Annotated in this window: 16 protein-coding genes and 1 pseudogene; 2 read left to right on the forward strand and 15 right to left on the reverse strand. The window is 58.2% G+C overall.

The features are described 5' to 3' along the window. Positions 1-710: 710 nt before the first annotated feature. Genes SIC14_RS19530 through SIC14_RS19555 form a run of 6 tightly spaced genes read right to left on the reverse strand, consistent with a single transcriptional unit; the run spans position 711 to position 7,166 of the window. A complete protein-coding gene (locus SIC14_RS19530; protein WP_412563573.1) occupies positions 711-1,670 on the reverse strand; it encodes an aldose epimerase family protein in 960 nt (319 codons plus the stop codon). Beyond that, positions 1,555-2,790: an ABC transporter ATP-binding protein gene (locus SIC14_RS19535; protein WP_412563574.1), complete on the reverse strand. Its 1,236-nt coding sequence runs from the start codon at positions 2,788-2,790 to the stop codon at positions 1,555-1,557. The genes SIC14_RS19530 and SIC14_RS19535 overlap by 116 nt, the downstream gene beginning before the upstream one ends. Next, positions 2,790-3,893, reverse strand: a complete 1,104-nt coding sequence (locus SIC14_RS19540) for a hypothetical protein (protein WP_412563575.1) — start codon at positions 3,891-3,893, stop codon at positions 2,790-2,792. The genes SIC14_RS19535 and SIC14_RS19540 overlap by 1 nt, the downstream gene beginning before the upstream one ends. A gap of 60 nt (positions 3,894-3,953) precedes the next feature. Next, positions 3,954-5,228: an extracellular solute-binding protein gene (locus SIC14_RS19545; protein ID WP_412563576.1), complete on the reverse strand. Its 1,275-nt coding sequence runs from the start codon at positions 5,226-5,228 to the stop codon at positions 3,954-3,956. A 22-nt stretch (positions 5,229-5,250) separates the two neighbouring features. Beyond that, positions 5,251-6,084 carry a carbohydrate ABC transporter permease gene (locus tag SIC14_RS19550; protein ID WP_412563577.1) on the reverse strand — a complete coding sequence of 278 codons (834 nt, stop codon included), beginning with the start codon at positions 6,082-6,084 and terminating at the stop codon, positions 5,251-5,253. Beyond that, positions 6,084-7,166, reverse strand: a complete 1,083-nt coding sequence (locus SIC14_RS19555; RefSeq protein ID WP_412563578.1) for a carbohydrate ABC transporter permease — start codon at positions 7,164-7,166, stop codon at positions 6,084-6,086. The genes SIC14_RS19550 and SIC14_RS19555 overlap by 1 nt, the downstream gene beginning before the upstream one ends. Before the next feature lie 129 nt (positions 7,167-7,295). Between SIC14_RS19555 and SIC14_RS19560 the strand changes: the two genes are divergently transcribed. Continuing rightward, positions 7,296-8,300, forward strand: a complete 1,005-nt coding sequence (locus SIC14_RS19560) for a LacI family DNA-binding transcriptional regulator (RefSeq protein WP_412563579.1) — start codon at positions 7,296-7,298, stop codon at positions 8,298-8,300. A 1,011-nt stretch (positions 8,301-9,311) separates the two neighbouring features. Then, a pseudogene (locus tag SIC14_RS19565) lies at positions 9,312-10,059 on the forward strand (IS5 family transposase); the annotation flags it as partial. A gap of 406 nt (positions 10,060-10,465) precedes the next feature. Here the strand turns inward: SIC14_RS19565 and SIC14_RS19570 are convergent. From SIC14_RS19570 to SIC14_RS19610, 9 genes are all read right to left on the reverse strand, one after another. Continuing rightward, positions 10,466-11,110 carry a TetR/AcrR family transcriptional regulator gene (locus SIC14_RS19570; protein WP_412563580.1) on the reverse strand — a complete coding sequence of 215 codons (645 nt, stop codon included), beginning with the start codon at positions 11,108-11,110 and terminating at the stop codon, positions 10,466-10,468. A gap of 103 nt (positions 11,111-11,213) precedes the next feature. Further along, the gene (locus SIC14_RS19575; RefSeq protein ID WP_412563581.1) at positions 11,214-12,251 is read right to left on the reverse strand and encodes a siderophore-interacting protein; all 1,038 of its coding nucleotides are present in this window, start codon (positions 12,249-12,251) and stop codon (positions 11,214-11,216) included. Positions 12,252-12,278: 27 nt separating this feature from the next. After that, the gene (locus tag SIC14_RS19580; protein WP_412563582.1) at positions 12,279-13,052 is read right to left on the reverse strand and encodes an ABC transporter ATP-binding protein; all 774 of its coding nucleotides are present in this window, start codon (positions 13,050-13,052) and stop codon (positions 12,279-12,281) included. A gap of 2 nt (positions 13,053-13,054) precedes the next feature. Beyond that, a complete protein-coding gene (locus tag SIC14_RS19585) occupies positions 13,055-14,080 on the reverse strand; it encodes a FecCD family ABC transporter permease (RefSeq protein WP_412563583.1) in 1,026 nt (341 codons plus the stop codon). Further along, entirely contained in the window at positions 14,077-15,084 is a 1,008-nt protein-coding gene (locus SIC14_RS19590; protein WP_412563584.1) for a FecCD family ABC transporter permease, read from the reverse strand. Before SIC14_RS19590 ends, SIC14_RS19585 begins: the two co-directional genes overlap by 4 nt. Beyond that, positions 15,081-16,049 carry an ABC transporter substrate-binding protein gene (locus tag SIC14_RS19595; RefSeq protein WP_412563585.1) on the reverse strand — a complete coding sequence of 323 codons (969 nt, stop codon included), beginning with the start codon at positions 16,047-16,049 and terminating at the stop codon, positions 15,081-15,083. The genes SIC14_RS19590 and SIC14_RS19595 overlap by 4 nt, the downstream gene beginning before the upstream one ends. Positions 16,050-16,063: 14 nt before the next feature. Continuing rightward, the gene (locus SIC14_RS19600; RefSeq protein WP_412563586.1) at positions 16,064-18,286 is read right to left on the reverse strand and encodes a TonB-dependent siderophore receptor; all 2,223 of its coding nucleotides are present in this window, start codon (positions 18,284-18,286) and stop codon (positions 16,064-16,066) included. Between the two features lie 209 nt (positions 18,287-18,495). Further along, positions 18,496-19,263: a helix-turn-helix transcriptional regulator gene (locus SIC14_RS19605; protein WP_412563587.1), complete on the reverse strand. Its 768-nt coding sequence runs from the start codon at positions 19,261-19,263 to the stop codon at positions 18,496-18,498. A gap of 232 nt (positions 19,264-19,495) precedes the next feature. Beyond that, positions 19,496-21,490 carry a TonB-dependent receptor domain-containing protein gene (locus SIC14_RS19610; protein WP_412563588.1) on the reverse strand — a complete coding sequence of 665 codons (1,995 nt, stop codon included), beginning with the start codon at positions 21,488-21,490 and terminating at the stop codon, positions 19,496-19,498. Positions 21,491-21,889 lie beyond the last annotated feature (399 nt).

Raw genomic sequence — 21,889 nt, forward strand, 5'->3', positions numbered from 1 at the left:
GAAGATGTCGCAATCTACCGTTGGTTATCTGCTGATTCATAAAATTGCCTCATGTGATATGCATTTTGCGGCGTTGTCGTATTTAGTGATCGCCATGCTCACAGAGGCACCTTGGCGAACAGTCCCAAAGGGTCAAAACCGGCGTAACACCCTCCTTTGTGGCAGCAACAACGACAGGCTTTCTCCTCAAACACAGTTTCGAACCGCCGGACGACATACAATTCGAACGCGTGTCCAGAACTCGAGTTTGCAAAGCCATATTTGCGCATTCGGTTCCATGACCGCATGAGCTGCTCCGCTGCGCCCGTCATCGTTGTGAACGACCGATTTGGGCCGTTTACGAAACTCTGCAACATCCTATAGCTGCACATTCCTGACATTGGCGTCCGGCGCAGCATTTCTGTGTGAGTAAATTGCGCATCGAACGGCAACTTTCACCGATCTTGCGAAACCTGTGCTGCGGCAGCGAATGGCTGCTTGCCGCCCTCACTGCAGAACGGCCATGCCTGCTTTGGGCTGGCACCAGCAGTTGACAAACTTGGTTCGCACGCAGTTTCGCTGCGGACCCGCTGCCTCGCTGCCGCATGGCGGCTTAGAGCCCAATGTGTAGAATGCTACACTGTGCACCAAAGTCCGCTCTTTTGGCTGCAGACTAGGGCGCCACCCGTTTGAATTCCGCCGTCGGAGGATGTTGGAGTGGCCGGCTAATCCTACCCGACTGGCTTGCGGTTCCGTTGAAAGCGATAGCGGGTCTGGTGGGAATATGTCTCACCTGGCCGGAGTATGGCACTCGGAAAATCAGGGTGGTTTGGCGCATCCGGCCAGTTCTGCGCTTCCATAGCTATCCCAGCGAGCGGTCCGTAGAGACGGTCGTCAAGTCCAAGCAGACCCTTCTTGGGTATGTACGCGCCATCGTAGATCTGAAGCCCCGGTTCGGTGGTCTCGACATGCATGGCGATGCCGCTCTTTTTGCTGAATAGTTTAGCCACAGCGCGTAGCGGAACCCGGCGGTCGGACAGGCAAAAATTGTGATCAATGCTGCTTGACCCAAGCTCGCGTGCTGTACGGAAATCGAAGCGCGTTCCTGCCACTGCTGCAACCTCGCCTGTCGGGATCAGATCGTCATCGACGGGAAGGTATGATTGCGCATCTATCTGCAGCAGATGGTTCGTGATGTCGGCGTCACCATCCAGATTGAAGTATCCATGATGTGCAAAGGAACAGGGACTTGGGGCGTCGGTCCAGGCCTGAATGTCGATGGCAAGGTCGCCGTCACCGCCGAGGAAAAACTGTGCACTCACCGACATCTCGCCGGGGAATCCCATATCCCCGTCTGGCAAGGTCAGATCGAGGCGCAGGCTGTCAGCGGTGAGAGCGCCAATTTTCCAGACCTTCTGCCCGGTCCCGACGGGGCCACCATGTAAGGCATGGCGACCGAGCCAGTTGGCCGGAACGTGGTGCGTGGTACCATTGAGTTCGAACCGTCCATCGGCAATGCGGTTCGCAAACCGTCCGACGATCCCGCCGAAATAGGTCATCGGCCCAAGATATGGCTCAAGCATGGGCGCACCAAGTACGAGGGGATGTGCCAACCCGTCGAGCCGCAAGTCCTGAACTGTCGCGCCGTAGGTGAGGATATGCGCAGTCAGCCCTCCGCCGATGATGGACACTTGCTCCACCGGTGATCCATCCGGTAGCGTTCCAAAGGGCTGAATTTGCATTGTCACGGTCGTCATATCCCCGCAGACGTTGTTCTGTTTCCGCGTCGAAGAGGTAAAGCCGTTTGGCGTCAAATTTCAGACCCACACGTTGACCTTCACTGACCCGTTCATCACCGCGCTCTTCGATGACAATTTTCTCGCCGGTGTGCGAAACAAGGTAGGCAAAGGACACGCCGCCAAGGCTTTCCACGAGATCAACATGAAGTGCATCCCCTGCGGGGTCGATTTCAAGGTGTTCGGGACGTAGGCCAGCGGTCACCGCTTTGCCTGCCACACGAATTGGGCTTGGCGCCGTCATTTTCAAAGCAGGTATCGTGACGCCTTTTTCGTCTGCCGTCGCATCGAGAAAATTCATCGCTGGCGAGCCAATGAAGCCTGCCACGAATTTGTTGTCGGGATCGCGATAAAGGTCCAACGGCGAGCCAACCTGCTCGATCCGCCCCAATCGCAGTACGACGATCTTGTCGGCCAGCGTCATGGCTTCGACCTGATCGTGGGTCACGTAGATCATCGTCGCACCGATTTCCTTGTGCAGACGGGCGATTTCGACCCGCATCTCGACCCGCAGTTCGGCATCAAGGTTGGACAAGGGTTCGTCGAAGAGGAATACGTCGGGACCGCGGACGATGGCACGCCCGATGGAAACACGCTGTCGTTGACCACCCGACAGGGCCGCAGGCTTACGATCCAGATATTCATCCAGTTTCAGAATGCGGCTGGCTTCAGCGACCTTCTTTTCAATCTCTGGCTTGGCGTGACCGTTCATACGCAGACCGAAGCCCATATTGTCCTTAACGGTCATATGCGGATAGAGCGCGTAAGTCTGGAAAACCATTGCGACACCACGATCAGACGGGTCGAGTTTTGTGACGTCGCGCGCACCGATGGTCATCGTGCCGCCGGTTGTCTCTTCCAATCCCGCGACCATGCGCAACAAAGTTGACTTGCCGCAGCCCGATGGGCCGACGAAGACACAAAACTCCCCGTCTTCAATTTGCAGATCGATCCCGTGGATCACTTGCACGTCACCATATTTCTTGATGACGTTGTTCATCGTGACGCCTGACATCAGATTGCCGTCCCTTCATGCATCCTGGCATCGCTTGTCGTCAGCCGCCGGATCGTTTCAATTTCCCGTTCGTCGTAGGGTCGCCCGTCTTCGTGCAACAGATCGTGGAACCAGACATCGCGGGCAGGGTCGCCCCCGTGGGCTTTCACCAGTTCGTCGGGCCACGGCAGCCATGTCTGTGTGCGTCCTTTGACCAGCCCCCATTGGAAACATCCCACAAGTCGGTCGCGGAACAGTTCCAACTGATCGCTGATCTGGCTATCGACAGCGCGGGCCATCCACTCTGTGCACAGGATCGGGCGGTCCAGAACGGTCAGCACGTCAATGAATTCTGACACCCGCGCACGGTTCCAATAGGCGTGAAAGGTGATGATGTCAGAATGCAGCAGGGCGCTGCGATCAATCTCGGTTTGATAGGGATGGCTGTCGTCATCGGGCAACGGTGTGGTCCAAGCTGCGACGGTCAACGGCTGGACCGGATATTCGGCCCGCGCCCACGCAAAGCAGCTTTCCATCAGTGATAGGGCGCTTTGTTCCAACGTCGAGGCGTAACGCTCGAAATCGCCGTCCGCGAAATTCATCCGGTTGCCGGGCTCGTTGTAAAGGTCCCAGAACAGGATCCGCCGATCATTGCGGAATTTGCGGATCGTCGCACGAACGTAGGATTTCAGGCTGTCGCGTTGGTCGGGGTCCATCACGATCGCCCGACCGGGCGAGGCCACGGCACGACTGTTGTGCACACCGGGAACCGGGTCGGCCTGCGGCCCCCAGACAGGTTCGTCGCCACCAAAACCGCAATCGTCGAAGAGACATGGAATGGTGTCGATCCCAAAGCCATGGGCAACGTCCATGACCTGATCGAGGCGATCCATCAGGCCGTCTGCGTCATGCACCCAGCCCTGGTATGGCAAGTTGACTCGAATTGCATTGAAGCCAATCTCGGCAGCCCACCCCAGTTCGCGCTTGATCGTCGGCATGTCGAAGGTAGCCGGATGCCACATCTCGATGAAGTTAACAGCAGTCGAGGGCAGAAAGTTAAACCCACAGACCCAAGGGCGTTTCTGCCACCAGTCTTTGGCATGTTTGCTCGTCCAACGGTCCATGCGTGCACCCAATTCGTAGAACATGGGCCGCCCCGCGCATAAAGCGGGGCGGCAGATTACTCAGCGGTCCAGAAGGTCCTGCACTTCGATCTCGGCGTCGCCCAGGGCGGCCTCAACCGTCTTGCCGGTCAGCCAGATTGCCTGAAGCTCGCGGTTCAACACGTCCTGGATCGCGCCGTAACGCTCGGATGGTGGCGTGTCGCGGGCGATGGCGGCGGTGCCGGTGTATTCATCGCGGTGCGGCAGGGCCTGATAGGCATCGCTTTCCACAACCGAGGTGCGCACAGCCATATGGCCGGTGCGCGCCCAGTCGATGTTGTGATCGTTGATGAAAGCCAGAACCTTCAAAGCCGCCGCACGCTCTTCACCTTCCAGCGATGCGGGGATCGCCCACATGTGGCTGTCCGCCCATGTTGCGCCAGTTTCAAACAGCGTCGGGAAATCCGCGACATAGTAGTTATCCAGACCCACTTCTTCTTTCGCTGCCTCGGCCGTGTAGAAATCAACGACCCACGTGCCGTTGACCAGAATTCCGGCCTCGCCATTCAGGAAAGCCTGCTGGCTGTCGGCATAGTTCAACTGCGGGTTGGCAAGTCCAGCGTCGAATAGCTGCGTGATCGCCGTGACAGCGTTCTGGCCTTCCTCGGAGTTGATGGTCGCTGTGCCGTCATCGGTGAAGATGTTGGAATTCTGCTGCCACATCAGGGCAAGAACGACGCGAACACCGATGGGAAACTGCGCGAAGTCAGCGGCAAGGTAATCCTGCCCGGTGGCGTCCTTGAACCGCTGCGCATGGGCCAGCAATTCGTCGGGTGACGTCGGCAGGACAGGCTTGCCGTCTTCAACCAAGCCAGCCTCGGCCATCAGGTCCATGTTGACATGCCAAAGATTGGCGTGGAAATCCATTGGGACACCGTAGATGCCGCCATTGAAGCTCACCGCGTCCAATGCAGCGGGCGACCAATCGGATGGGTCGATACCCGCGGCTTCCAACTCGCCAGAAATCTCGGCGATTGCGCCAAGGCCCGCGAATTCAGGTACACGGTGGCGGTGCATCACGTGCACATCCGGAGGTGTGCCGCCTGCATAGGCCGCTTTGACCTGATCGTAATAGTTGCCCCAATCCGTCGGCAGCGTGTTGATGCTGATGCCATCAAGCTCGGCGTCTGCCGCGTTGATGATCGACTGTATGATGCAGGCTTCGCCGGCGGACGTTGTGGTGTCCGTGCCTGCGTCTTCACATGCGCCGAAGAAACGGCCCAGTGTGATCTCTTGTGCGGGTGCCGTTGTGGCAATCCCTGCGGCCATGGCCGCCGTCAGAAGCACATATTTCATAAGTATCCTCCCTTAATGTGCGTTAGCCCTTTGATCCGCCAGCCGTCATGGCTTGCACCACGTACCGCTGGAAAATCAGGAACAAGATGACAACCGGAAGGGAGGCGATAACGCCCGAGGCCATGACACGGCCAAGGCCCTCTGATTGCGCGAAGTTGGATTGGATGGACGCGAGGCCCAGGGTGATCGTGAAGTATTCCCGTTGCTGGGCGCTGACGAGCGGCCACAGGTAATCGTTCCATGCATAAAGGAACGTAAGGATCGTCAGTGTCATCATCGCAGGGCGGGCGAGCGGCAGCATAACATACCAAAAGATCTTCAGCCATGTGACGCCATCCAGACGCGCGGCCTCTTCGATATCCTTTGGGATCGCCTTGAAGAACTGCATCATCAGGAAAACGCCGATCGGCACGGCCATGCGCGGCAGGATCAGCGCGTGATAGCTGTTGTGCCAGCCGAAATCGGCGAACATCGTGTAGAGCGGAATGAACACGGCCTGTTCCGGCACCATCAGGCCGATCAGGCAGATCACCATGATCGTGCGCTTGAACGGAAACTCCATTCGCGCAAGCGCATAGCCCGCGGTGGTCGACACCAGCAGCACACCCAACGTCATCCCAATGGCCACGATGAACGAATTGAGGAACCACCCCGGCGTTTGACCGAAAGAGAAAAGCGCCGCGTAGTTGTTCCATGTGAACGGCAAAGGAATGAGCCCGAAGAACGTAGACGATGTGGTGCGGGCAAGAACATCGTTGGGCTGGAATGAAAGCGAAACCATCCAGAGCGTTGGCACCAGCCACAAGAACGCGGGGATCGAAAGGCCGAGGACGAGCCAGTAATAACTGCGGTTCATCAGTCTTTCTCCCGTCCGATAACAAACTGGATGATCGAAAACGACCCCATGATGAGGAACAGGAACACCGCCATCGCACTCGCGCGCCCCAGCTCACTGTCGCGAAATCCGGTTTGGTAGATGTAGCGAACCAGCACCTGTGTCGTATCGTTGGGACCACCTTGGGTCATCAAATGCGGTTGTCCGAACACTTGGAAATGCAGGATAATTTGCAATATCACGACGACCGAAATCGTGCGTGTCAGGTTTGGTAGGGTGATGAACCAGAACGCCCGCGCGCCCTTTGCATTGTCCAGGGCCGCGGCCTCGTAAATGTCTTTCGAGATGTCCTGAAGACCCGCAAGAAACAGGATCATCGCAATGCCAAGAGACCACCAGACTGTCGCGATGACGATGGCTGCCATGGCGAATTGTTGGTCCGTGAGCCAGTTGATCGGCGTGCCACCAAAGGTCTCGGTGATGTTGGCGATCAGCCCCTGACGCGGCGAGAAAATGATCTGCCAGATCAGCGTCACGACCGTCACCGACAGGACCTGGCTCAGGAAGAACAAGGTCCGCAGGATGCTCATGGCCCGCGTTTCGCGATTGAGCGCCGCCGCCAGCACAAGCGCGGAGATCGTCACGCCCGGTGCAGTAAAGCCGACAAACACCAGCGTATTGCCGACCGTTGGCCAAAACCGCCGGTCATACCAACGGCCTTCTTCCCCCGGATGAAAACCGGGGAGGAACACCAAGAGCACTGACACGATGCCAAGGGCGATCGCATTGAAGCGGCTCAAGCGGCTCATCCGGGAGAGGAAGATCGAGAGTGCGACGCCCAAAAGACCAAGCGTCTGCAAAACAGGGGCATTGAAGGCGGACCATGTGATGTCCTTGCCCCACATCACCCGTTCGTAGTTACGCATACCGACGAATTCCTTGGCGTCGGGGTTGAACGCAACGGCCAGCAGGTTCCAATCGTGGAGCGATATCCAGACGCCGCGAAAGAACGGATAGATCAAGAACAAGGTGTAGGTGATGAGGAATGGCGCAAGCAAAAGCCAAGCGGCTTGCGTCTGCGATAGTTTTGACCGTGAAGCCATCGACCGCCTCCTCCCAAAGTGCGCTGATTCCTCTTGCGCTAATATTATTAGCAATATTTATTAGCGCATAGCAAGGGATTTGAGAATTTGACCAGGAAACCCAATGGAAAAAGCGCGTCGCGCGTTACGATGAAAGACGTCGCCCTGCATGCTGGGGTCTCACAATCCACCGTTTCGTTTGTGTTGAATGGTCTGGAAGATATGCGCATTAGCCGCGAAACCCGCAAACGGGTGAAGGACGCGGTAGACGCATTGGGCTATCGCCCGCGTGGTGCGGGACGCCCACCAAAGTCCTCCGGCCTTGGTGTTATCGGCTTGATGCTGGATGAAATCGCTACCAGCCCTTTTGCCGCAATCTCAATTGAAGGCGTGCAGGAAGAAGCCTGGAAAAACGACATCATTGTCGAAGTCGTCATGACAGGGGGCGATCCGCAATATGAGGCAGAGGTTCTCAAAAAATGGGCGCAGGACGGCGTCGTTGGCGTCATTTACGGTTCAATCCTGACCCGCGAAGTCGCGCCGCCAGTCGGTTTGGCACGCCACCGGGCAACATTGCTCAATTGCTATGACGCGGCTGGAAAATACGCATCTGTCGTTCCAGCCGAACGGCGCGGCGGAGAAGACGCGACAAAAGCACTCCTCGCAGCAGGGCATCGCCGCATCGCATTTATTTCCGGTGAAAGCTGGATGGAGGCCTCTGACCAACGGATGGAAGGCTACGAACGCGCCCTTCGCGCGGCTTGTATCCCGGTTGACCCGAGCCTCATCGCAGAAGGCAACTTCCTGCCCAGTGGGGGCCGCGAGGCCACATTGAAACTGATGTCAGGAAAGACCCGTCCCGACGCCATCTTTTGCGCAAACGATCTTATGGCGGTCGGCTGCTACGAGGCTCTCAAGGAACTTGGCGAGACAGTCGGTGGGACCATCGCGGTTATGGGATATGACGATCAGGAAATCGCGCAACATCTTTCACCCGGTCTCAGCACCGTTTTGCTGCCCCATCGTGAAATGGGCCAGTGGAGCGTGAAAGAGCTGCTGAAAACCAATGAAGAGCCCTCAATTGAACGAATGGAGTGTCCGGTGGTCCCTCGCCAATCGCACATCATCGGCGCGGCTCGAACTGCTACCGACTGACACCTAAAGTAGCCATTGGCGCAGGCGCAGCGAAAGCCCGTTTTGTCCCGCACTGCCGACCTATAACTCGCCAAAATGCTGCACCCGTGCGCCAACGGCAGCTTTAGGAAAATGGCAATGCAGCGTTTTGCCTTCCCGCTAACCACAGTAGTGGGCCGAAAGGCAAACTTTGCAAAGTCAGCTTCCTGCGCATTCCTGTACTTGGCATCGGACGCAGCGTAAGCTCGCTTTCCGCCCGAAGTGCTCGAACGGCCTGCCCGATTTGGGTCGAGGCAGTATTGTGGCACCAAGACCATAAACGACCGTACCGGCGCGGCAGCCTATGTAACAGTGAACAAACTTGTGACTGCCTTCAGCAACGGCCTGGACATCATACGCGAAACATCGAGTGTTTCAGACGTTAGTGGATCGCCCCATTTGGATCTCCAATCTACAACAAAAATTTGATATTCGCTGACACAAGCACGCTTGCGCCAATTTGCAAATCTGGCGTTCGCACTCGCACCCGAGGCAATTTCACAGATGGGGGCATAGCAAGGGGTACCCGCGTTTAGATATAAGATATTTCAGTTTTCATTCATATAATTACCAGCCTTTTAAGACTCCGTGTGGGGCACCACTTTCCCAGAATAGTATTTTATATTTAGTGTCTTGAGGCAATTGAAGCTTCGGGCCCCACCTCTTGGTCCCCCTTCTGTCCACTGCCCCACCTTTTTCGCGTTAGAGCTATTAACTTTGGGATTGACCTGCCCCAAGCAACGCTTGCTGTCTTGTTTACCAAATGCAACAGGGCTGTTTTGGAAGCGAAGCATATAGTTCCATTGGGCTGAAACATCGCCGAGCTCCACTCTTGGGTTGGCTCATAGGCTTGTCTTTTTGAAATTCCAAAGCGAATGGACCTATTCTGATATCTGATCCTCCCCCGCCGTAGGGATGTTCCCCTATAGTTGGGCTACGGGCCGATTGATTTCTGCTGTGCGGCGTGAATCACCGCTGCCAAAAATGGTGAATTTGTCTGACCTTTTCTGGCTGAGCGACGAGTACATGGTCCCTCTGAGACCTATCTACCCTGAGTCCCACGGGAAGCCTCATGTTGACGAACGCCGGGTCTTGAATGGGATAACCTTCATCAATCGCAACGGATTACGATAGATCGATGCGCTTCCAGAATAGCGCCCGCACAAGCCACTCTACAATCTCTGGAAACGGTGGAGCGATAAGGGTAGTTTCCCCACGACGCTGGTTGCGTTTGACAGCTGATCAAGGTGAGGAGAAGAGGCTCATGATCAACGCAACAAAGCTCGTCCCACAGCGTCCAGTTTTGCAATGAAAGGCGGGACCTGGCCGTCTGATCGGCCGAACCAAGGGCCGCGTTAACACATGGCTGCAAACCATCCACGACAGGCAAGCGCGCTCCTTGAACCTCTTTGTAACTTCCGGAGAGGTCAGCCATTACATCGGTGCACGAGCTCTCGTGGGCAGCATGTCAAAAGTAGATAGGCTGCTCGGGGAACGCTGCAATGATGCCGACCGGCTCCGAGTTGCGGTGAAAGACAGATGGGTACGAGCCTGCATCCCAGTCCGAAAGCAACGGAAGAACACATTCCGATGCGACAAGCGACGTTACCAACGACCCAACCGGATCAAGACTATGTCCGGACGTTCGAAAGACTGAAGGCGCTTGGTGAACCGCAATTACAGGTGCCTGAAAATCCTCCTGTCAGCTATCGCGTTAGCAGCCATCGTCATTTACTGGCTATGTGTCCTGAGCCTAATCATGGTGCAGGAGTTTTTGATAATCATTCGAACAGAATTGTCTGAAACAGTCGGTTTGATAGCGCATCCTTAGGGCGGCTGTTGCAGATCTATCTTCAAGGCCAGGACAAAACGGGCACGAACTTTCCGGTTTGTGACTGCTCAGCCGATCACCCGGTGTAAACAGAGAAAGAGTTCGACAAGCTGAATTGGCCAGCCTTTCTTCGCTCAATCCCGCCTGCCGGCTTTGCCGCCTTTCTAATTGGGTGGAACGTTTTGGAGATCTTGGCCCAGAAGTTTTGGCACAGTGTTGAAAACGTAAAGGCCATTGGTCGCAACCTCTGCTTTTCCATCGTTTTCCCGACTTGCCACTTTCAATTGGAACACCGGCCCACGCCTGGCCCACTGCCCTAGTCTGGCAGAGCGTCCCAACTGGGGTAGTCGTAGATGAGTAGCAACAGTTTACGGCACAGTTGATAAAGCCGGTCGCGATTTGGCGAATGTTCCATGGCGGACAGCGAATACAGGCACCGCAAGGTGACCTCGTTTTGCAGGAACATCAGCTCCAGCTCCAATTCCGCGGGCGGCGGCGCGCCGAAACGGCGCTGCAACCCCTGCACCCGGCTCATCACTTCGCGCAGGTGTTGCTGTTCCAGTGCCACCAAGTCCTCTGTGGTGCTCATGGCCAGACGCAGTTTCCAGTTCTGAATCGAGTTTAGCTTGGGCTCGGTCAACGCCGCGAGGAAAGCATCAACACAGTCTTCTTTGCTGTGCTGCGCGGTTAACCCTGCCTGCACCTGATCCAGAACCTCCAATGTGTCCTCCAGCCAACAGCGAAACAGCTCGTAAAAGATCGACTGTTTATTGGGGAAGAATTGATACAGGGACCCGACGCTGATCCCTGCCCGCTCAGCGATTGAAATTGTGGTCACCTTATCGGCCGGGCCTTCGGATAACAGATCGCGGGTCACTGTCAGAATGGTCTCAACCTTTTGCCGCGAGCGTTCTTGCTGCGCTTCTTTACGGCGGGAGAGAGGCGCCTTTGCTTTGGACATATCGCTGGCTTTTTCTTGCTAACGGGAAACGGGTTTCACGTCGTGTTATGGCTGCGGGCCGGCCATATGGTCAACGGCCCGCAGCCTTATTTCTCAGGGACGTTTAGTGCGGGCGTGTCCAATAGGTTGCGGCATAGACATCGTCCTTGGCCCAGCCTTCTGACTTGATGTGATTGCGCATCTCGGCCACCTCTGCAGCCTCGGCCGCGAACCAGAGGAAACCCGCGGGCTGGTCGCGATGGAGTGCCGCCGCGGCGGCGGCGAAGGCACCGGGTTCCGGTGCGGTCATCCACCTGAGCTGCACCCCGGCGCGTTCTGGGAACGGATAGTCCTGGGCACCGGAGCGGTTGGACAACAGCACATTGGCTTTGGCGCCTTCCGGCAGGCTCTCGACAATCCGCGCCAGCGCCGGATAGGCGGTTTCATCGCCGCAAAGCGTGACCTCTGCACGGTCCAGAACGCCGGTACCGCCGGGCCCGATCAACGCCAGATCCGCGCCTTCTGAGACCTGTTTGACCCGTTCGGTCATACGGCCACCGTCGTGACGGTACACATCCACCACCATGATCCCTGTCGCAGGATCCAGCTGGCGGGCGGTGTAAACCGGCCGGTGCAGCGTCTTTTCCCCCTGTGGCCAGGCCACGGAACCGTTCGCCTTCAGGCTGGGCCATTCCGGCCTTTCGTTGCCTTGTTCAGGCAGCACAAACCGGAAATGAATCGCTGCATCTGTGAAGGTGTCATACTTTTCCAGCTGGAGGTGCAACCGGTAGAAATCCGCCGCCAGAGGCTCTTTGCCCAGCACTTTGGCAAACTGAAAGTTCGGCGGCAGCGCCCCCGCCACAGGCGTGTCCGACCAACGGATTCCATTGGTCGCATCGGGCAGGAAATGGGTCAGATGTTCCAGCAGGGCGTCGCGCAGGACAAAGAGGTTGTCATTGGTCTGCGCGCGCACATGCAAACGCACGCCAGTGCTCTGCGCCGTGATACCAAACGCACCGAAAGGAGAGCCGACCATCAGATGATCCGCCTCCTGTGTCAGCACCGGCAGGCCATGCTCATTGGCTTCATGCAGCAACAGCTGACGCATCGCCGGGAAGGCCAGCCCTGCAATGTCCGAATGCACCTGAACGGGATGGGTCATGAAAGCTCCTAAGATCTTCTCTTATCGTTATTTCAGAATGATATGCGGATGACCATGATGCGGATCGGCAATCACCGAACAGCCCAGGCCATAAATGGCTTCTATGTTGGCCTCGTTCACCACCTCGGACGGGGGCCCCTGACAGACAAGACCGCGGTCTTTGATCGCAATGATCTGATCACAGAAACGCGCCGCCAGATTGATGTCATGCAACACCATGGCCACGGTCAGCCCTTTGGCAGCCTGCAGGTCGCGCACCAGCTGCATGATTTCCAGCTGATGCGGCATGTCGAGGCAGGTGGTCGGCTCATCCAGCAACAGAATGGACGTGTCCTGTGCCAGCACCATGGCAATCCAGGCCCGTTGTAACTGGCCGCCAGAAAGGTCTTCCAAATAGGCGTTAGACCGGTGGGCCAACCCGACGTGATCCAATGCATCACGCACCAGCGCCTGATCCTTGGGGGTAAACTGTTGAAGCGGCGACTGGTGTGGGGTGCGGCCGCGCAGTACAAGGTCCACTACTTTCATGCCGGTCGGCGCAATGGTGGATTGCGGCAGGAAAGCCAGTTGGCGGGCCACGTCACGGGTTTTCTGCTTCTGGATGGGCGCCCCATCCAAGAGAACCTGCCCGCCATTCGGCGCTTGCAGCCGTGCCAGACAGCGCAGCAATGAGGATTTCCCGCAGGCGTTGGGACCAACGATGGCGGTGATCTGCCCAGCCGGGAGAGCAAAGGACACGTCCTCAAGAACCGGTGTGGCGCCGTAGCGCAGGGACAGGGTTTCAACAACGAGTGGAGCCATGATCAACGCTGCTTTCTTGCTTGGAGAATGAGAACCCAGATCAGCACTGGCGCACCAATCAGAGCGGTAAAGACACCGGCCGGCAGGCTCAGACCGCCAGGCAGGGACTGGCTGACAAGATCTGCCAGCAAGGTGATAAGAATGCCAACCAAACCCGCTGTCAGCAGCGTTGGGCGTGGGGCCCGATTGAGCCCGTGGGCGATCGGCCCTGCCACAAAGGCGACAAAGGGCAGCGGTCCAGCCGCTGCAACGGCCACTGCCACCAACGCCACCGCAAGCGCGAGGCTGACCAGGCGGCTGCGGTTCAATGCAATGCCCAGGCCCCGCGCCACCTCTTCGGGCAAGGCCGCGCGGGACAGGCCAAATTGATGCCAAAGGGTTAGAGGAAGCAAAACCACGAGCCCGCCCCAGATAATCGCCACCTCCTCGAAGCTGCGATTGTGTAGAGACCCCACCAGCCATTTCATCAGCGTCGCAGCCGAGGTGGTATCAAGACGCGTCATCATCAGATCACTGGCCACCCCAAGGGTCAGGGTGACGCCGATGCCAATCAACACCACCTGCCCCGGTGCAATGCCACGGCGCCAGGCCAGCGCCACCACAGCAGCCGCGGCCAATGCCCCGCCGAGCAATGCGCCGGTCAGGATCATGCCTGTCCCGCCAAGAAAGGCGACGGCAAAAATGGCCCCTGTTCCAGCCCCCGCAGTGAACCCGATGATGTCCGGTGAGGCCAGTGGATTGCGCAGCAGCGTCTGCACAATTTCGCCCGCCAGACCAAAGGCCAGCCCGACACCAATTGCAGTCAGCACACGTGACAGACGATACTCCACCACAATCATCTGGGTCACCGGATCTGTCTGCCCCTGTAGAGCGGCCAACACCTGCGAGGCACTCACCGGATAACTACCAGAAAACAGTGCTTTCACAGCCAGCAGCAGCACCAGTGCAAGCAACGCTACATTGACCACCAGAACCCGACGTGGCAGCCGGAAAGACAAAACAGGCAGTTGCAGGATCAAGGCATTCATAGCACCACCTCCCTGCGCATGCGCACCAGCATTATGAGGGTTGGACCGCCGATCAGCGCCATCATGGCCCCGGCTTCAATCTCTTGTCCCGGCAGGATCACCCGCCCCAAAGTGTCGGCCAGAAGCGCCAGAACCGCGCCGGTGATGAAGCACCCCAAGGCCTGCAACCGCAGGTCCGCGCCCAGTACAGGACGCACCAGATGGGGCACCAGCAACCCGATAAAGGCAATCGGACCGGCCATCGACACTGTGGTCCCGCAGAGCAAGACAATTGCGAAAAAGGCCACACAACGGGCCAGACCGACGCGCACCCCAAGGGCGCGTGCGGCGTCATCGCCCAGCACCAGAGGCGCCAGCAGCACCGCCGCCAGAGCGGCCACAGGCAAGGCAACCGCATAAAGCGGCAGAAGGGCCTTCAGATCCGTCAGGGTGATGCCGGTGAAGCTGCCGAGTACCCAAAATCGGAAGATGTCCAGGCTTTCACGGCTGAGAATGAGGATTGCCCAGGTCAGCGCCAGAAACAGCGCCCCCACCGCAGCCCCGGCAAGCACCAGCCGTGTCGGATCCGGACCATTTCGTCCGGCCCCGCCCAACAGCAGCACCAGTGCCGAAGCCAGCGCGGCACCGATCAAGGCGGGGACCACCAACATCGCTTGCGCCGCCAGCCCCAACCCCCAGATTGCAATCACAACGCCCAGCGCCGCACCGCCGTTCACCCCCAAAAGGCCGGGATCGGCCAAGGGATTGCGGCTAAGCGCTTGCATCAAGGCCCCCGCAATCCCCAAGGCGCCGCCGCCCAGGATGGCGGCAAACGCCCGCGGCAGCCGCAGCTCCCAGATGGTGATATGATCAGGGTTCTGTGCTTCATAGGCCAAAAGCGCCGCCTGCACGTCAGACCAGCCGAGGCTGCGTTGCCCAAAGCCCAATGACAGCGCCGCCATTGCCGCCCCGATGCTCAGCACAAAAGCGGTTGCCCACAACGGATTGTTTTTCAACAGTATCATTTCGGGGTCACCCCTTCGATTGCGGTGGTTGCAACCTCCGTTGCGGGGTCGCCATCCATCGCGGCCTCAATCAGCGGCACGATCCGGTCCAATGCGTGATCCAGCGACAACGGGCTGGAGTGTGACAGAGCAGCCGTGAGGTCGTAGTCGGCGTAAAGCTCCCGCCCTTCTTGATAGGCCCGTGTGGTTTTGCGCAGTGCAATCCCGTCCAGCGCCTGCGGCAGATTGGCGGTATGGGTCCAAAGCAGCAGGTCCACATCAAGGGCGCTCAGATCCTCTTGCGGGATCGTCACGAAAAAGGCGTTTGCCCCGATCAGAGCGTCAACCTGACTCTGCGGGGCAAAGCCCAGATCGGTCAGGAACCGGCTGCGCAGGTCTTTGCTGGTGTAGGCCCCGATGCGCGGTGGCCAGGCCACCACTGAGGATTTGCCTGCCCATTCGGGATGCGCGTCCCGCACAGTTGCGAAACGGCCTTCCAGTCGCGCGATCACCTCTTCTGCCTCACCTTGGCGGTTCAGCGCCAGACCCAATTGACGGGTCATGTCCTGCCACGCTGCGGAATAGTCCCCTTCACCCACAGGAGGCGGCAAGGTGGGGGCAATCTGCGACAGGAATCTGTAATCATTTGCCGTCATGCCCGACCATTGCCCGACAATCAGGTCCGGTTTCAGGTTGGCGATCTGTTCAACGTTGATTTCGCCATAGAGCACAACGGGTTCCACCGCGCCCAAAGCTTCCTGTGCCCAGGGCCAGACGCCATAGGGGTGGGTGCCATACCAATAGCGCAGCGCCACGGGGGTCACCCCAAGCGTCAGCAGAAAGTCATGACCGATAAAGGACAGAGAAACGACACGCTCTGGCGTGCCGTCAATCTCTGTGGTGCCGTAGCGGTGCTCGATCTGTCTAGGCTCCGCCGCAAGGGGCGTCGCCAGACAGGTCACAGCAGCAAGCCAGAGCCAGCGCATCCGATCACCTCCGATCAGAAGCTGCGGCGCAGGGTCAGCGAAACCTCGCGCCCGGCACCATGCACACAGGAACCAGCATAGGTGTCCAACCCGCCGCCCAGCGGCAGGAAGTTACCGCCACAGTACCCAATGAACTGCTCATCCGTCAGGTTCCGTGCCGCCAGCAGCATTTGCCAATCCCCGTATTCATAGCTGATCGACGCGTCATAAAGCGTCACCGCTTCCAGCTGGATGGCGTTGGCAATGTCAGAATAGCGCTCACCGGTGTGACGTGCGCCAAAGCTGACGGCGAGTCCCTCGACCTGCGGCACCTCATACTGGGCAAAGAGCGCAGCCGAGAAGCGTGGCGCACGTGCGGTCTGATTGCCGCCGTAAACCGCGTCCTGCGTGACCTTGGCATCCACAACGCTGAAGCTGCCAAACAGGCTCAGCCCGTTGTCGAAGTCATGGGTGGCTTCAAACTCCAACCCACGCGAGCGCACTTCGCCGACCTGCGTATAGATCAGCGGGTGGGCGCTGCCGGGATCGTCAAAAGCCACATCGTTTTTGGTGATGTCAAAGGCGGCAACCCCAAAACTGGTGCGCGCATCTGCCGAGGTGAACTTCATCCCCAGTTCGTAAGAGGTCGATTTTTCGATATCGAGCGCCTCAAAGCTGCTGTTCAGCCCGCTTGGTGGCAGGTTGAAGCTGCGTGAGACAGAACCATAGGCCAGCATGTCTTCCGAAACCTTGTAGCCAAGAGAGACATTGCCCGAGGTGGTGTTTGCCTTGGTTTCATGATCGAACGGAATGGTCGCGCCCGGCACTTCCATCACCCCCTGCGCAGCGTAGCTCACCCGGTCCCGACGCAGACCACCCGAGAGCACAAAGCGATCCCCGATATCGGCATGTCCGTTCACGTAGAGGCCCAGCTGATCCAGTTGGATCGCACGGGTCGAATCCAGCTGGGCGGGACCTGGGTTCAGGGTTGGATCCAGCAAGGCACCGGTTTCCAGATCCCGGGCCCCACGGTAGCCGTAGGAGAACGCGGTATCGCTATCGACTTTGTAGTAGTCCAGACCAAAGGCCAGGGTGCCCGAGGCCGCACCGGTGTCAAACTCCCACAGGAGCGCATTGTCCGCGCTGGTTTGATCCAGCTGCTGATCCACATCGAACACACTCATCAAAGCGGTGTCGATTTCGTTCGGGGTCAGCGCCAGACCGTTCACGGTGTTCAGATTGACAAAGGCGGCAGGGAACTCGGTCTGGTTCAGCCAGTCGTTTTTCGACACCCGCGCCCGGCTCATCAAGGTGAGGCCAGGGGTGAACTCATGTTCCAGCTCATAGCCAAGATAGCCCTGTGTGGTTTCGATGGTGTTGTAGTCGGGGTTGCCCGTGTAGGTGCCCGGCCCATAGGTCGCAACCGGATTGGGCATCAGTGAGCCATACATCGGCACCGGCACATAGGTGTCGCCAACATTGTCTTTCTGATACTGCCCGTAAACCGTGAAACGGGTTTCATCTGTGGGCTCGAAGGTCAATGATGGCGCGATATAGACCCGCCCGGTGTCCACCGCGTCATAGTTGGTGCCAGACTCGTTCACCAAGGCAATCAGGCGATAGGCCACCCTGTCGGACAGCGGACCGGTCACGTCGATGCCTGCTTCCTTACCTTTTTCACTAGTGAAGACGGTACGCAGTTCACCGGCGAAACTGAACTCGGGCCGTTTGCTGACCCCGTTGGTCAGGCCTCCGGGCTGGTTGGTGCCATAGAGATCAGAAGTCGGGCCACGCAGAATGTTGACACTTTCCAGACCAAATGGCTCGGTCCGCCACGAAGCCCGGTCCACTGTGCGCAGCGGCATGGCATCACGGTAGGCGCCGCCGATCTGAGCTTCGAAGCCGCGTAGGACGTATTCGTCGTAGCGATTGTCCTGCCCGTAGGTCTCGGTCACGATGCCGGGGCTATAGGCCACGGTTTCTTCCATCGTCCGCGCCCCCTGTGCTTCAAACAGTTCGCGCGGCAAAACGGTCACGGCACGCGGCAGATCTTCGGGGTTCACTGGAACACGGGACCCGGCAGTGTTGGCCGCCTGCGCAGGGGACACCCCTGCGCCACCGTCATTGATGGCGCGCAGAACAACTTCGCCAAGGTGAATTACGTCGCCTTCCAGCTCCTGCGCGATCAAGGCGCTTGGGGCGAGGAAGGTGGATGTCATCAGCAGGGATGACAGAGAAAGGATGCGCAGACGAGTCAAAACGACCTCCGGAGCGTATGTGTCGAAGGGACGCCCTCCACAGCGGGAGAACGTTTTGGGATCAGATTGTCGAGGGAGGGGCTTGTCTGCGCACAGCAGTCCTGGCTGGGTCCCGTAGGATAGTCGATCCGATAATGTGAATAATTATTCATGTCAACGCTATCGCAACAAAAACGCTCAGGATTTGTGCGATCTGCTGCGTTTCGACCCTAAGCCCCCCGCTGCAGCACCTTGGGGGTGACGCCATAAGCGTGCCGGAAAGCCGTGGTGAAATTGGCGGTCGAAGAATAGCCCGCAAGCGATGCCGCCTCGGCGATGCTGGCCCCGTCTTCACAAAGCGCCCGGTGCCCCAATTGCAACAAAAGATGCCGCTGATAGCCCGCAATTGTCAGGCCAAACGCCTGTTTGAAATGCCGTTGAAGCGACCGCTGGCTCAACCCGAGGCTGGCCTCCAGCTCTTCAACAATGCGGTTGTTTCTTGGCGACTGTACCAGCGTCTGACGAATGCTTTCTGCAATGTTTTCAGGTGAATGGGCCGCACCACCGGCAACAGCGCCGGCGACACGGCGCAGAATGTCGGTGCCACGCGCCATGCGGTAAAGCTCGACCTCTGCTGCCGAGCGCATGGGAGGTGGCAAAACGATCTGCGTCGCCAAACGCACCACTTCTTGATCCGGGCGCCAAAGATTTGCCAGTGCGTCCTCTGCACTGCGTTTGAAAGGATTTTCAGGGGTTTCCAACGCGGTGAACGCCTCAAACCAGTCCCAATCGGCGGCAATCGCCAATTTTCGATAGGGCTCGCCTCTGCGCTCCAGATGACAAATCTGCCCGCCGTCCGGCAAGGTAAGCGTCACGGCTGCGGGATGTTCGGAGGCATCAAGATCAACCGTTTGTGCGTTGACCATGAAGCGGTGGAACCCGCTGAGCAACACCAGCACTTTGACCTTGGGGACGGCCCGATGCGGTGCAGTGCTCACACTGACTTTCGGCGTTCCGTCCAGAACACCAATCCGCAAATTTCCAGGGTAATGTTGAATTGCCACTGCTGCGCCTCACCCGCTTCCGACCTGTCGTGAAAAAAGGGCTGGCTCCTGGGCGGGCAATCACAGTGGGGACAGCCTTACGGCATTCCTTGGACCGGTGCAATCCGGTTCGGCTGTGGCAAACGGGCGCGCCCGGCGCCCGTTTCCAAGTCTCAGATCTAGCGGATCAGAAGTTCATTTTTGCTGTCAGCGCGAAAGTCCGCCCCGGCTCGGTCAGCGGGGTGATGTCCTGAGTGGTCCCGTCGCCATCCGCCCCACGGGTGGTGAAGGTTTCGTTCAACAGGTTACGCACTTCGAAACGCAGGCTTAGCTGGTCCAGCGACGGTGGGGTGTATTCGGCAAAGAGATTCACCACTTCGTAACCTTCCAACGGCCCCATACCCGCGATGCTGTCGGTGGCGTCATAGTCCAGCGCGATCTCCGCGCTGCCGCCAATCCGCAGGCTTTCGGTTGCCTCCAGGGCCGCCTCCAGACCAAAGATGTGCCCCATCGGACGGCCCAGATAATAGCTGCGCGAGTTGATCTCATCGCCCGCCATCTGCACATCGGCAAAGGTGTAGTTCACCCCAACAAAGCCGTTGTCCATTTCATAGCGCAGCGCCGCATCAAAGCCCTGGGTGGTAACGTCAGCGGTCGCCCCACGGGCCCCGCGCGACGGAAGTACTGCGTTGATGTCGTCAATTTCGGTGCGGAAGAATGCACCACTCAGTTCAAGCGCCCCCATTTCATAGCGCAAACCAAGACGAGCCGATTTCGATTGCGAGGTGGTGAAACCGGTATAATCCCATGGCCCGAAGAAGTTGATCAGCGCCGCTTCGCCCAGTTCATAACCGCCCCAAGTCGAGGCGACACCGGCGTTCAGCGTCAAGGCGTCGCTCAGGATCACATCCACCGAACCATTGACACTGGCACCGCTGGATTTGAACGTTGAGCCATCTGCAGCCTCAAACTTCTGCATGTCGAAACGCGCCCCATAGGAGGCCGAGATCCGCTCGCCAAGATCCTGACGGGCCTGCGCAAAGACACCGACGTTCTGCAACTTCTCAGTGCCGCCACCCATGGTTGGCGGGATCGCTGGCCCCATCCAGCCCTCTGCGGTTTCACGGAAAAAATCGACACCAGCGGTCACGTTGCCATTGGACAACTCGAAATCTTCTTTGATCACGCCGCTCAGGCTTTTGTTGATGCCGGCTACACCAATCGCATCGATTTCCTGTTCGTTGTAAGAGAGCTGCGCAAACGGGGAGACACCACCCTCGGCCCCTTCGCTGTCATAGGTCACCGTATAGGATTCGCGCCGCGACAGGCCTTCAACCAACACGTTGGCAACGGGGGCACCTGTGGTGCGATCCAACACCCCGAAGAAATCTGGGCGGATAAACAGTGCCCCGAACGGACCCGGCTGCGCAGCGCGCAGGCCGGTGTCTTTTGTCTGGGAGGCCGCAAAGCTCAGACGTGCCCCGTTCTGGGTGCTCACGCCGACCTTGACGTTGTAGTCCGTCAGGTCAGCCTGGGTGCCCTCAACCACGGCGCCGCTGCCATCCTCGTAGTCATCCCCTTTGTGACGGGCCAGGCTGAACAGATAGTCCACCGAACCCTGCTGGCCAAACAACGCCAGTGAGCCACGGTTGCCAAAACCGTTGGTGCCGTAGGTGTAGGAGGCGTAGCCGCCAAAGGTCTGACCGGCCGCCAGCAGATCCCGGCCGTCTTTGGTGGTGTAGGCAATTGTCCCCGCGAGAGCGCCCGGCCCTGCGTCGGCCGGGGCAAGACCGGATGTGACCTCAACCGTTTTCAACAGCTCCGGATCAATCAGCACATTGCCAGTGTGGTGAAAGGCCGATTTGTTCTGACGGGCGCCATCGATGGTCACCGCCAAGAGGCTTTCCTCGATCCCGTTCACATAGACCTTTTGGCCAATGGCCGCACCACCGCTGGCGGTCACGGCAGTTTCGCCCGCAAAAACATCCTGCAGGCTGGCGGGATTGCGGTTCTCGATCTCCTCAGCGGTGATCTCGGCATTGCCGAGCAGCGATTGCGCTGCGTCGGTTTCAATGCGGATCTCTTCCAGCAGGGTGACGTCATCGGCATCCTGCGCCCAAAGAGGAGCAGCGGTTAAAGTGGCGGCGCTGGCCAATAGCAGCGCACGTGCGGTCAAGGTCATGTCTCAAGTCCCCAAAAATCAACGCTCTTGCTGGGCGCGCGGAGGGAGCGCAATGACCTGGCTAGGGGCGAATTAAGGCGGTCAGATGCAAAAGGAAATGTGACAGGACATTGACCGAAATTCCGGTGACGCCATTGCAACAAAAGGGTCAAAAACGATGCATTTCTGTCCAGAAGCCAAAAGGCTGTGTCGCTTCGGCAAACATCTCAACGTTGCGTCAGCGCAAGCCATGGGTTTCTGAGATCACGAACGGGCAACAGAAGTATGGTTGTTACATACCGGCAAACTCAGATTGGCTGGTTGCATCAAATCAAAACACATGAAGATTAGGCCATTTGATCGCAATGCCTTGGTTCGTTCGTACACGACTTAGCCAGCACCAGTTATATTGCGCAGTGG

Source organism: Thalassobius sp. MITS945101 (assembly GCF_047123305.1).
GTDB lineage: Bacteria > Pseudomonadota > Alphaproteobacteria > Rhodobacterales > Rhodobacteraceae > Thalassobius.

Excerpts from the sequence above, each read along its gene's own strand:
- SIC14_RS19535 (WP_412563574.1), bottom strand. The coding sequence starts at position 2,790 with ATGTCAGGCGTCACGATGAACAACGTCATCAAGAAATATGGTGACGTG.
- SIC14_RS19540 (WP_412563575.1), bottom strand. The coding sequence starts at position 3,893 with ATGGACCGTTGGACGAGCAAACATGCCAAAGACTGGTGGCAGAAACGC.
- SIC14_RS19545 (WP_412563576.1), bottom strand. The coding sequence starts at position 5,228 with ATGAAATATGTGCTTCTGACGGCGGCCATGGCCGCAGGGATTGCCACA.
- SIC14_RS19550 (WP_412563577.1), bottom strand. The coding sequence starts at position 6,084 with ATGAACCGCAGTTATTACTGGCTCGTCCTCGGCCTTTCGATCCCCGCG.
- SIC14_RS19555 (WP_412563578.1), bottom strand. The coding sequence starts at position 7,166 with ATGGCTTCACGGTCAAAACTATCGCAGACGCAAGCCGCTTGGCTTTTG.
- SIC14_RS19560 (WP_412563579.1), top strand. The coding sequence starts at position 7,296 with ATGAAAGACGTCGCCCTGCATGCTGGGGTCTCACAATCCACCGTTTCG.
- SIC14_RS19570 (WP_412563580.1), bottom strand. The coding sequence starts at position 11,110 with ATGTCCAAAGCAAAGGCGCCTCTCTCCCGCCGTAAAGAAGCGCAGCAA.
- SIC14_RS19575 (WP_412563581.1), bottom strand. The coding sequence starts at position 12,251 with ATGACCCATCCCGTTCAGGTGCATTCGGACATTGCAGGGCTGGCCTTC.
- SIC14_RS19580 (WP_412563582.1), bottom strand. The coding sequence starts at position 13,052 with ATGGCTCCACTCGTTGTTGAAACCCTGTCCCTGCGCTACGGCGCCACA.
- SIC14_RS19585 (WP_412563583.1), bottom strand. The coding sequence starts at position 14,080 with ATGAATGCCTTGATCCTGCAACTGCCTGTTTTGTCTTTCCGGCTGCCA.
- SIC14_RS19590 (WP_412563584.1), bottom strand. The coding sequence starts at position 15,084 with ATGATACTGTTGAAAAACAATCCGTTGTGGGCAACCGCTTTTGTGCTG.
- SIC14_RS19595 (WP_412563585.1), bottom strand. The coding sequence starts at position 16,049 with ATGCGCTGGCTCTGGCTTGCTGCTGTGACCTGTCTGGCGACGCCCCTT.
- SIC14_RS19610 (WP_412563588.1), bottom strand. The coding sequence starts at position 21,490 with ATGACCTTGACCGCACGTGCGCTGCTATTGGCCAGCGCCGCCACTTTA.